This is a genomic window from Leucobacter triazinivorans (genome assembly GCF_004208635.1).
Lineage (GTDB): Bacteria > Actinomycetota > Actinomycetes > Actinomycetales > Microbacteriaceae > Leucobacter > Leucobacter triazinivorans.
Window position 1 is genome coordinate 1,396,357 of the sequence record NZ_CP035806.1, and the last position, 11,507, is coordinate 1,407,863.

Annotated in this window: 9 protein-coding genes and 1 pseudogene; 1 reads left to right on the top strand and 9 read right to left on the bottom strand. The window is 72.0% G+C overall.

The annotated features are described in order from the left end of the window. Positions 1 to 195: 195 nt before the first annotated feature. From EVS81_RS06390 to EVS81_RS06425, 8 genes and pseudogenes are all read right to left on the bottom strand, one after another. On the bottom strand, positions 196 to 1,338 hold the full coding sequence (locus EVS81_RS06390) for a prephenate dehydrogenase (protein WP_130109649.1): 1,143 nt from the start codon (positions 1,336 to 1,338) through the stop codon (positions 196 to 198). Between the two features lie 437 nt (positions 1,339 to 1,775). Continuing rightward, positions 1,776 to 2,489: pseudogene (locus tag EVS81_RS16060) on the bottom strand (pseudouridine synthase); the annotation flags it as partial. A gap of 229 nt (positions 2,490 to 2,718) precedes the next feature. Continuing rightward, on the bottom strand, positions 2,719 to 3,387 hold the full coding sequence (scpB, locus tag EVS81_RS06400; RefSeq protein WP_420813260.1) for an SMC-Scp complex subunit ScpB: 669 nt from the start codon (positions 3,385 to 3,387) through the stop codon (positions 2,719 to 2,721). Further along, positions 3,380 to 4,312 carry a segregation and condensation protein A gene (locus EVS81_RS06405; protein WP_240740006.1) on the bottom strand — a complete coding sequence of 311 codons (933 nt, stop codon included), beginning with the start codon at positions 4,310 to 4,312 and terminating at the stop codon, positions 3,380 to 3,382. Before EVS81_RS06405 ends, scpB begins: the two co-directional genes overlap by 8 nt. 14 nt (positions 4,313 to 4,326) lie before the next feature. Continuing rightward, the gene (locus EVS81_RS06410) at positions 4,327 to 5,181 is read right to left on the bottom strand and encodes a ParA family protein (protein WP_130109651.1); all 855 of its coding nucleotides are present in this window, start codon (positions 5,179 to 5,181) and stop codon (positions 4,327 to 4,329) included. A gap of 173 nt (positions 5,182 to 5,354) precedes the next feature. Further along, entirely contained in the window at positions 5,355 to 6,392 is a 1,038-nt protein-coding gene (locus EVS81_RS06415) for a site-specific tyrosine recombinase XerD (protein ID WP_130109652.1), read from the bottom strand. Positions 6,393 to 6,465: 73 nt separating this feature from the next. Next, positions 6,466 to 7,113: an NUDIX domain-containing protein gene (locus tag EVS81_RS06420; RefSeq protein WP_130109653.1), complete on the bottom strand. Its 648-nt coding sequence runs from the start codon at positions 7,111 to 7,113 to the stop codon at positions 6,466 to 6,468. 9 nt (positions 7,114 to 7,122) lie between these two features. After that, the gene (locus EVS81_RS06425; protein WP_276319091.1) at positions 7,123 to 8,889 is read right to left on the bottom strand and encodes a CTP synthase; all 1,767 of its coding nucleotides are present in this window, start codon (positions 8,887 to 8,889) and stop codon (positions 7,123 to 7,125) included. 545 nt (positions 8,890 to 9,434) lie between these two features. Between EVS81_RS06425 and zapE the strand changes: the two genes are divergently transcribed. Then, complete coding sequence (gene zapE / locus EVS81_RS06430; RefSeq protein ID WP_240740008.1) at positions 9,435 to 10,262, top strand: cell division protein ZapE; 828 nt, start codon at positions 9,435 to 9,437, stop codon at positions 10,260 to 10,262. Here zapE and EVS81_RS06435 read toward each other — a convergent pair. Next, entirely contained in the window at positions 10,225 to 11,484 is a 1,260-nt protein-coding gene (locus EVS81_RS06435; protein WP_130109654.1) for an AI-2E family transporter, read from the bottom strand. The genes zapE and EVS81_RS06435 overlap by 38 nt on opposite strands. Positions 11,485 to 11,507 lie beyond the last annotated feature (23 nt).

An 11,507-nucleotide genomic window follows, 5' to 3' on the forward strand; every position in this document is an offset into this window, starting at 1 on the left:
CGCGCACGTCTGGATCCTGCGACTCGCGAGCTCGCGCAGGATGACGGGAGGATTCGTCCTGCCGCGCAGGATGACGGGAGGATTTGTCCTGCCGCGCAGGATGACGGGAGGATTCGTCCTGCCCCGCAGGATGACGGGAGGATTCGTCCTGCCGCGCAGGAAGACGGGTGGGATCGCTCTGCCGAGCAGCTTCGTTCACAGCGTCCTCCATCCGCGTTCGACGAGATCGGAGACCGCGCGCTCGGCCACCTCCGGCAGCACCGCGATCTCCGCGAAACCGATCTGCGCGCCCGGCGAGTGCTCGAGGCGCAAGTCTTCCATATTAATGCCCAGTTCTCCGAGTTCGGTGAGCAGTCGCGCGAGCTCGCCCGGCCGGTCGTCGACGAGCACGTTGATCTTCGCGAAGCGCTCGGACGAGCCGTGCTTTCCCGGGATGCGCGCGACGCCTCGATTGCCCGCGGCGAGCAGGTCGGCGATGCGCCGCTTGGCGCCCGCGTGCTCGGGATCGCGGAGCGCGTCGGCGAACGCGGCGAGGTCGGCTCCGAAGGCGTCGAGCATCTCGACCACCGGCTCCCGGTTGGCGCCGAGGATCTGCACCCACAGCTCGGGATCGCTCTCGGCGATGCGCGTCGTGTCGCGCAGTCCGGCGCCCGCCAGGCCGATCGCCTGTTCCGCGGCCGGGACCAGCCGGGCGGCGAGCAGGGACGAGACGACCTGCGGCAGGTGCGAGACGAGCCCCACCGAGCGATCGTGCTCCTCGGGGGTCATCTCCATGAGCACGCCGCCGAGGTCGAGCGCCACGGCCTCGACGAGCGAGAGCGCATCGGCGGGCGTCTCCTCGTCGCGGCAGACGATCCAGGGGCGCGCCTTGAAGAGGTCCGCCCGCGCCATGATGGCGCCGCCGCGCTCCCGACCCGCCATGGGGTGGGAGCCGACGTAGTTGGTGAGGTCGACGCCCCGCCGGGTGAGCTCGGCGAAGGGCGCGAGCTTCACACTGGCGACGTCGGTGACCACGGCGTCGGGGTAGGTGGCGAGCGCGCGCTCGATCACGTCGGCGACGACATCGGGCGGGGTGGCGACGACGACGAGCGCGGGTGCGGGGTCGTCGGCCGCACGCACCCGCCCCGCGCCGTAGTCGGCGGCGAGCGCGACGGTGGTCGGCGAGAGATCCTCGAGCGTCACCTCGACGCCCCGGCCCCGCAGGCCGAGCCCCACGCTCGCCCCGAGCAGGCCGGCGCCGATGACGTGCACGGCCCCTCGGGTGCGTGCGGCGAGCGCGCCGCGACCGGCCTCGTTCCTGCGGGCGATCCCCGGGGTCGAGATCCTCTGCTCGTTCATCTACCGTTCCGTTTCCGTCCGTCGGCGCCGGGCTTGCGCGGCCCGCGCGATTCCTGCGATCGCCGTTGCTGCGACCCCCGCGACTCCTGCGATCCCCGTTGCTGCGACCCCCTCGACTCCTGCGATCCACGGCCGGCATCCGCGCGGCCGGGCGCGCCAGCCCCGCCAGCCCCGCCGGGCCCGCCGCGACCGTGCGGATTGCCCTTGGCCGCCACGCCGCGCATGCCGCGCGCGCCCGTCCCGTCGCCAGGGCGCCCGGCGGTCACCGCTCCGCGGCCCGCCGCGCCGGTGCGCTTCGCGGCGCCTCCCGCGCGGCTCGACCCGGATCCCGCTCCAGCCCCGGATCCCGCTCCAGCTCCGGATCCCGATCCCGATCCGCGAGCCCCGCGCGAGCCCCCGCCGCGCCGACCGGACCCGCGACCGGCATCGCCGTCCTCGGCCGCCGACAGCAGCGCCCCGCGCTCGGGCGCCGACAGCTCCCGCATCTCGCCGCTGCGCAGCGTGCCGAGGTGCAGCGGACCGAACTGGCGCCGCACCAGCTCCTCGACCGGGTGCCCCACCTCGGCGAGCATGCGCCGCACGATGCGGTTGCGGCCCGAGTGCAGCGTGAGCTCGACGAGGGAGTGCGAGCTGCCCGACCCGCCCGGCAGCAGCTTTGCGCGATCGGCGTGGATCGGCCCGTCGCTCAGTTCGACGCCGTCTCTGAGGCGCTGGATCACGGCGGGCGTCACCCGGCCGCGCACCTTCGCGATGTACGTCTTGCTCACGCCGAAGCTCGGGTGCGCGAGCTTGTGCGCGAGCTCGCCGTCGTTCGTGAGGATGAGCAGCCCGCTCGTGTCGGTGTCGAGGCGGCCCACGTTGTAGAGGCGGTCGTCGATCCGGTCGGTGAACTCGCGCAGATCCGGGCGGCCGTTCTCGTCGCGCATCGTGGAGACGACGCCGCGCGGCTTGTTCAGCACGAAGTAGCGCTTCGAAACGTCCAGCTGCACCACGACGCCGTCGACGCGCACATCGTCGCGCTCGGGATCGATGCGGGATCCGAGCTCGCGCTGCACCCGGCCGTTCACGGTGACGCGGCCGCCCGCGATGAGCGCCTCGCATGCGCGGCGCGACGCGACACCGGCGTGCGCGAGCGCCTTCTGCAAGCGCACGCGACCGTCGTCCTCGGACGCGGGATCCTGCTCCCCGCGCCCCGCGGCGCCCCCCGCGGGCCACCCGAACTCGGCGAGATCGACCTCGACGTCCTCGCCGTCGACGGAGAAGGACCCGCCGAGATCATTCCCGCCGCTCACGAAACGCTCCTCTCATCGGCGCGGATACGCCTGCGCCCAGCATGCACCGCACCCCTGACACCGCCGACACGTCCGACACCGCCGCGGATCACTCGTCGAATCCTTCCGTCGGCTCGTCGAGCAGCGGCGCGATCGGCGGCAGCTCCGAGACGTCGCCGATGCCGAGGTGCCCGAGCAGCGCCTCCGTCGTGCCGTAGAGGGTGGCGGTGGTCTCGGGATCCTGCCCCACCTCGGTGATGAGGCCGCGGGCCAGCAGCGTGCGCACCACGGAGTCGACGTTGACCGCGCGGATCGACGCGATCGCTCCGCGCGAGATCGGCTGGCGGTAGGCCACCACGGCGAGCGTCTCGAGCGCCGCCTGCGACAGCTTGGCCGGCGTCTGCTGCTGCACGAAGTCGGCCACCACCGGGTCGAGGCTCTCGCGCACGTAGAAGCGGTATCCGCCCGCGACCTCGCGCAGCTCGAAGCCGCGCGGCGATCCCGCCCCCTCCGCGCCGCCCGCCGCCTCGCCGTCGAACTCGGCGACGAGATCGCCGAGCACCGCGCGCACCTCCCGCACCGGCCGATCGGTCGCGGTGGCGAGCGCCATGGCGCTGAGCGGCTCGTCGGCCACGATCAGCAGCGCCTCGAGCTGCTGCGCGAGCGAGTGCGCCGCGCGGGCGCGGGCCAGCTCACTCTCGGTCTCGGCCTCCGGCGCGCCGGTCTCGGCCGTCACTGCTTCCGGCGTCTGCGTCATGTACTCCGTCGATTCAGTCATAGTCATTGCCCAGCGTCGAGAGCTCCTCGTCCGACCAGCTCTCGCCCGTCCACTGCACGTGCAGCTCGCCGAGGGGCTCCGCCTGCTCGAACGTCACGGCGGCCCGCCGGTAGAGCTCGAGGATCGCGAGGAACCGGGCCACGATCACGCCGCGCTCCGCGACACCCGCGATCAGCTCGCGGAAGCTGTGCGCGCCCCCGCGCCCGTCAACAGGGCGCAGCAGCGACACGACCACGGCCGCCTGCTCGCGGATCGACACGAGCGGGGCGTGCAGATGATCGAGCCCCACGGTGGGGATCTCCCGGGGCGCGAAGGCGAGCATCGCGATGGCGGCGAAGTCCTCGGCCGACAGCTGCCACACGAGCTCGGGGGTGCGCTCGCGGTACCTCGCGTCGAGCGGCACCAGGCGGGGGTGCCGCGCCTCCTCCGCGGCGAGCCGCGCCTGGAACCAGGCGCTCGCCTGCTTGAACGCCCGGTACTGCAGCAGGCGGGCGAAGAGCAGGTCGCGGGCCTCGAGCAGCGCGATGTCCTCGGCGTCGACCGCTTCGCCCTGCGGCAGCAGACTGGCGATCTTGAGGTCGAGCAGCGTCGCCGCCACCACCAGGAACTCCGAGGCGCGGTCGAGCTCGACGAGACCCTGCCCCTCGAGGGAGGCGAGGTAGGCGATGAACTCATCGGTGACCAGGCTGAGGGAGACCTCGGTGATATCGAGCTCGTGCTTGCCGATGAGGCTCAGCAGCAGGTCGAAGGGCCCGTCGAACACCTCGAGCGTCACGCGGAAGTCGGACGTGCCCGTGTCGCCGGACGTGCCCGCATTGCCGGACGTGCCCGCAGCGCCGGGCCCGCCCGCAGCGCCGGGCGCACCGGAATCGCCGGAGGCGCCTGCAGCGCCCGGCTCCGTGTGCTGCGTGTCGAGCGCGACCATGACGGTGTCGATCCCTAGGCGACCACGCCGCGCTGCACGAGCTCGCGCGCGAGCTTCAGATACGCCTCGGAAGCCGCGTTCGAGGGCGCGTAGTCGAGGATCGGCTTCGCCGCGATCTGCGCGTCGGGCAGCTTCACCGTGCGGCCGATCACGGTGTCGAAGACCGTGTCGCCGAAGGTGTCGACGACGCGCTCGAGCACCTCCCGCGCGTGCAGCGTGCGGGGGTCGTACATGGTGGCGAGGATGCCGTCGAGCTCGAGGGCCGGGTTGAGCCGATCCCGCACCTTGTCGATCGTCTCGACGAGCAGCGCCACGCCGCGCAGCGCGAAGTACTCGCAGGCAAGCGGGATCAGCACGCCGTGGCTCGCCGTGAGCGCGTTCACCGTGAGCAGGCCGAGCGAGGGCTGGCAGTCGATGAGGATCACGTCGTAGTCATCGGCGACCTTGCGCAGCACGCCGGCGAGGATCTGCTCGCGCGCCACCTCGGTGACGAGGTGCACCTCGGCGGCCGAGAGATCGATGTTGGCCGGGATCACGTCGAGCCCGGCGGTCTCGGTGCGCTGGATCGCGTCGCGCGGATCCTTCACCTTGCTCAGCATGAGGTCGTAGATCGTGGGCACATCGTGCGCGGGCACGCCGAGGCCGGCCGAGAGGGCGCCCTGCGGATCGAAGTCGACCGCGAGCACCCTGCGGCCGTAGCGCGCGAGCGCCGCCGCGAGGTTGATGGTGCTCGTCGTCTTGCCGACGCCGCCCTTCTGGTTGCACATCGCGATGATGCGCGCGGGGCCGTGCCGGTCGAGCTTCCGGGGAGCAGGGATGACGCGGTCGGGACGGCCGGTGGGCCCCAGCTCGACCTTCTGCTTCGCCATGCCCGGTCCTCCTCTCGCTCGCTAACGCTCCATCCTATCGCGCGGCGGACTGGAGCGGCGCAGCCCCGGGCGAGGCGCCGGTCGCGCGAGCGGAGCGAGTCGACTCCCGGGGCGCCCGGGTTTCGACTCGTCACTGCGTTCCTCGTTCAACCGGCGCGGCCCGGCGCACGCGGTTATCGCGCGCGCGGGTGCGCCAGCAGGTAGTGCTCGCGCAGCGTGTCGGCCGTCACCTGGGTGTAGATCTGCGTCGTCGTCACCGAGGCGTGGCCCAGCAGCTCCTGCACGGTGCGCACATCGGCGCCTCCCGCCAGCAGGTGCGTGGCGAAGGAGTGGCGCAGCGTATGGGGCGACACCTCGCTCGTGATGCCGGCGCGCTCGGCGGCCGCGCGGATCACCAGCCAGGCGCTCTGGCGCGACAGTCGGCCCCCGCGGGGGCCGACGAAGAGCGCCGGAGTGCCCCGCCCGCGCTCCGCCATCGGCGGCCGCGCGCGCACGAGATAGGCGGCGAGCGCACGCCCGGCGTAGCTCCCGTAGGGCACGATCCGCTGCTTGGACCCCTTGCCGGTGACCCGCAGCAGCCCGCCCTCGCCGAGCGCGCGCAGCGGATCGCCCCACACGTCTCCCCGGCCCGCGCCCGTGAGCAGGTCGTCGACGTCGAGCGCGGTGACCTCGCTGACGCGGGCCCCGGTCGCGTAGAGCAGTTCGAGCAGCGCCCGGTCGCGCAGCCCGACCGGATCGTCGCCGCCGGGCGCGCCGTCCTCCGGCGCTCCGCCTGCCGCGGCGAGCAGCGCCTCCACGTCCTCGACGGCGAGCGCCTTCGGCAGCCGTTGCGCGCGCTTCGGCGTGCGCACCCCGCTGCCTGCGTGGCTCTCGAGCAGCCCCTCCTCGAACAGGAAGCGGTGCATGCCGCGCACGGTGGAGAGGCGCCGGGTGATGGAGGCCGGGGCCAGCGGAGGCCGCGCGGCCTCGGCTGCGGGATCCGCGGGCCGCCCCAGATCCACCACGTACTCCGAGAGCGTCTCGGGGGTGACGGCGGAGAGATCCCGGACTCCCCGCGCCTCGAGCCACGCCGCATAGGCCTCGAGATCGCGACGATAGGCCGCCTGGCTGTTGGCCGAGAGCCCCCGCTCCAGGGCGACGTGGCGCAGATAGCGCTCGATGCCCTGAGCCGCGCTCGGCGCACCCCGACGCGGTGCGGTCCGCTCACTCATCCGGCCGCGACCCGTCGCTCGATCACGCCTCGCACGACCGCGTCCCGCCGCTCACATCCACCGTCGTCCGCACTCAGCTCGAGCGCTCGCCCCGCGACGCCTCGCGGGCGGTCCAGGGCAGCTCGGGATCGCGCAGCGTCTCCCAGCCGCGCGCGCGGGCGGCCCAGGCGGCCAGCACCGCGCTCGCGGTGACGGCGTTCTGCACGCGCCCGTCGAGCGCGGCAGCGACCACCTCGTCGAGCGACACCCAGCGCGGCACCAGTTCGGCCTCCTCGTCGGCGCGCACGTAGTCGTGGTCGACGCGGTGCAGATCCCGCGCGAGAAAGATGCGCATGGCCTCGCTCGTGCCCCCGGGCGACAGGAACAGATCCAGCAGCAGATCCCAGCGCTCGGCGCGCAGATCGGCCTCCTCGGCCAGCTCCCGCTGCGCCGCGCTCAGGCCGGGCTCCCCCGGCGCGTCCATGAGCCCCGCCGGGATCTCCCAGTCGCGGTGCCCGATCGCGTGGCGGTACTGGCGGATCAGCAGCACCCGGTCGTCGGCGTCGATCGCCAGCACGGCGACCGCCCCCGGGTGGTCCAGGTAGTCGCGCACCAGCTCGGAGCCGCCGAACTCGAAGCGGTCCCGACGCACGTCCCAGACCCGACCGCGCACGAGCAGCTCGCTGTCGAGCACGCGCACCTCGGCGCGCGCGTCGGCGAGGCCGTCGGGCTGATCCGCCACGGTCGCCGCCTACTCGCCGGCGCCGGTGACGGAGCCGGCCTCGGCACCGGTCCCGGAGCCGTCGCCGGAGCCGGCCTCGGCATCCGCCTCTCCGTCGACCTCGAAGAGCAGGGCCGCCTCGCGGCGGTCGATCGCGGCGCCGGCGAGACCCGCGAAGAGCGGGTGCGGGATCCCGGGACGCGAGCGCAGCTCGGGGTGCGCCTGGGTCGCGATGTAGAAGGGGTGCTGCGCGGCGGGCAGCTCCACGTACTCGACCAGCCGGCCGTCGGGGCTCGTGCCCGAGAACGACAGCCCCGCCGCAGCGATCTGCTCGCGGTAGCGGTTGTTGACCTCGTAGCGGTGACGGTGGCGTTCGCTCGCCACGGGCGCCCCGTAGAGCTCTGCGGCGAGCGAGCCCTCGGCGAGTGCCGCCTCGTACAGCCCCAGTCGCATGGTGCCGCCGAGATCACCGCCGTCGATGATGTCGACCTGCTCGGCCATCGTGGCGATCACCGGCACGGGCGTCTCGGGGTCGAACTCGGTCGACGAGGCGCCCTCGAGGCCGGCCACGTTGCGCGCGTACTCGATCACCATGCACTGCAGGCCCAGGCAGAGGCCCAGCGTCGGGATGCCGTTCTCGCGGGCGAAGCGCAGCGCTCCGAGCTTGCCCTCGATGCCGCGGATGCCGAAGCCGCCGGGCACGCAGATGCCGTGGACATCGCCGAGCGCCTCGAGCGCCCCCTCGGGCGTCTCGCAGTCGTCCGACGGCACCCACTTGATGTTGACCTTGGTGGAGTGCGCGAAGCCGCCGGCCCGCAGGGCCTCGGTGACCGAGAGGTAGGCGTCGGGCAGGTCGATGTACTTGCCGACGAGCGCGAGGGTGATCTCGCCCTTCGGGTGGTGCACCGCGTCGAGCACGGGCTGCCAGCCGGTCCAGTCGACGTCTCGAGCCCGCTCGCCGAGCCCGAGGTTCTCGACAATGATCCGATCGAGGCCCTGGTCGTTGAGCAAGCGCGGCAGGTCGTAGATGCTCGGCACGTCGACCGCGTTGACCACCGCGTTCTCGTCGACGTCGCACATGAGGGCGATCTTGCGCAGGTTGTCGTCGGTGACGGGACGATCGCTGCGCAGCACGAGCGCGTCGGGCTGAATGCCGATGGAGCGCAGCGCCGCGACGGAGTGCTGGGTCGGCTTGGTCTTCTGCTCGCCGGAGGCGCCCATGAACGGCACGAGCGACACGTGCACGAAGAACACGTTGTTGCGTCCGAGCTCGTGGCGCACCTGGCGCGCCGACTCGAGGAACGGCTGCGACTCGATATCGCCCACCGTGCCGCCCACCTCGGTGATGATGACGTCGGGGCGCGGATCCTCCTCGGCCTGCAGGCGCATTCGGCGCTTGATCTCGTTGGTGATGTGCGGGATCACCTGCACGGTGTCGCCGAGGTACTCGCCGCGGCGCTCCTTCGCGATGACCGTCGAGTAGACCTGGCCGGTCGTGACGTTCGCGGCCTGCGAGAGGTCGATGCCGAGGAAGCGCTCGTAGTGCCCGATGTCGAGATCGGTCTCGGCCCCGTCATCGGTCACGAAGACCTCGCCGTGCTGGAACGGGTTCATCGTGCCGGGATCGACATTGAGGTAGGGATCCAGCTTCTGCATGACCACGCGCAGACCGCGAGCGGTCAGGAGATTGCCGAGGCTCGCGGCGGTGAGGCCCTTGCCGAGAGAGGAGACGACACCCCCGGTGACGAAGATGTGCTTGGTGATGCCTGTCTGGTCCGCGCGCTGCTGTATTCCCACGGGCTTCGATCCTATCACTTGAGGGGCCTTCCCGGGCAGCGGTCGTCACCTGCCCGTTCGGATCGCGCCCTCCCGCTCGCGCGGGATCCGCTCACCCCTGCCAGAATACGCGTCGGCGCGGGTGCAGCGCACCGCACCGCCGTCATCCTGCGCGGAGGCGAGCACAGCGCCCCCACCGTCATCCTGCGCGGAGGCGAGCACAGCGCCCCCACCGTCATCCTGCGCGGAGGCGAGGAACGAGCCGCAGTCGCTGGATCCACAGACGTGGATCCTGCGACTCACTCCGTTCGCGCAGGACGACGGAGCGGGAAGGCTTCGCGACTCCGCGCAGGACGACGGCGCGAGCGCACTCACAGAGCAGCGGCGCCTAGGCTGGGGTGGGCGATCGGAGCGCCCACACGCACGGGAGACGGGAAGCACGGATGCAGCGGACGAGCGCAAAGGCGTAGACGACTCCCTCTGAGGGAGCTCCGACGGGGATCGCCGCAGCGGTCGAGGGATCGGCCGCCGCACAGGGCATCGTGCTCGATCCGGCGCAGCGCGCGATGCTCGCAGAGATCGCCACCGTTCTGGAGCGCACCCTCGAGACAGAGCCGGATCCCGCCCCGGATCGCGATCCCGTGCCGGAGCGCGATTCCGACGCGAATCCCTCGGGGTTCTACGTGCACGGCCCGGCCGGGCGCGGCAAGACGCGGCTGATGGAGGAGATCTTCCAGGCCGCCCCGATCCCCGAGTCCCAGAAGCGTCGCGTGCACTTCCACACGTTCTTCCAGGAGCTGCAGAGCCGCTTCGGGGCGCAGCTCAGCGCGCGAGCGGCGATCGAGGCGACCGTGGAAGATCTGCTCGACAGGGTGCGGCTGTTCTTCTTCGACGAGCTGCACGTGCACGACCCCGGCGGCGCAAGCCTGCTGAACCGGCTGCTCGACGCGCTCGCCCGCAGGAGCATCGCGACGCTGATCACCTCGAACTCCGAGCCCGAGGGGCTGCTGCCCGATCCCGTCACCCACCACGTCTTCGTTCCCGGCATCCGCGTGCTCCGCCAGCGCTTCGCGGTGCGCGTGCTCGACGGGGGCGCGGACTACCGGCGCGAGGGCGGCCCCCGCAGCACAACCGGGTTCGGCTCGGGCCGCTGGATCCTTGCCTCCGACGTCGATGCCGTCGCCGGCCTCGTCCTCCCCGATGCGGACGAGCGGACGACGGTGCTCCACGGCCACCGCGCACCGACCGCGCCGGGCTCGTCGACATCGAGGATCCCCCGGCGGACCTCTTCCGCGCCGAGAGCAGGCTCGCGCTGCTGCGGGGCGTCGATCGCCTGTCCGGGTCCCGGCGATTGCTCTAGCGCAGTTCCTGCCGGGGCACCCACACCTGCTTGATGATCATCAGCACCATCGCGGTGACCGGGATCGAGATGAGGGCGCCGAGCAGGCCGAGCAGCGTGCCGCCGGCGAGCGCGCCGATCACCACGAGCGATCCGGGCACCGAGACGACGCGGTTCATCACTCTCGGGGTGAGCAGGTACGACTCGATCTGCATGTAGATGAGGTAGTAGGCGGCCGCGATGATCGCGGTGGTGGGCGAGTTGAAGAGCGCCACGATCGAGACGAGCACCGTCGCCGCCACCGAGCCGATGAGCGGGATCAGCGCCAGCAGGAAGACGCCGACCGCGACCAGCCCGGCGAAGGGCACGCCCACGATCGTCATCATGATGAAGCCGAGCACCGAGTTGATGAAGGCGAGCACCACCATGCCGTTGACGTAGCCGCCGACCGACTTGGTGACCTGCTCGGTGATGTCCATCACCTTCGCGCGTCCCGAGCGGGGCACGAGCGAGTAGAAGGCCCGCTTGATGGTGCGCAGCGAGGCCAGGAAGTAGAGGGTGAGGATCAGCACGATGAGGGCGGCGGTCAGGCCGTTCGCGATGCCGATGCCGGCCTGCCACACCCCTCCGGCGACCTGCGCCCAGTTCTCCGGCTTGCTCACGAGGTCCTGCCCCATCTGCAGCAGGCCGTCGAAGTCGATGAAGCGCCCGAACCGGTCCTGCAGGTCGAGGAACCAGGGCTGCTGCGTGACGTCGCGGAAGAGGGTGGGGGCGCTGCGCACGAGCAGCGTGATCTGGTTGGCGATCATCGGGATGATGATCGCCAAGAGGCCCGCGATCACCAGCACGAAGCCGCCGAACACCACAGCGATGCCGAGCGGACGGTTGAGGCCCTTCCGTTCGAGCCGCCGCACGACCGGGTCGAGCCCCAGCGCCACGAAGAGCGCCGCCGCCACGTACATGATGATCGTGCTGAGCTGCTCCACCATGGCGCCGAACAGCAGCGCGACGAGCACCCCGAGCGTGACCGTGAAGCCCAGCTGGAACGGGCCGCGCACCACGTACTCCCGCGCCGTCGTCCTCGCGCGCTCCTCACGGGCGTCGACCGCCGCCTCGCGCGCGTCGCGGTACATCTCGCGCGTGTCCGAATCCATCTGCTCGATGTCGGCGTGCACCACGTCGGGGTGGCTGTCCATGTACGCCGCCTTCGTCGCCGCATCGTCGCCGATGCCAGGCTTCTCGTCATGCCGCCTGTTGCGCCCGAACCACTTGACCATGCTGGCGAGCGTAGCACTCGCCG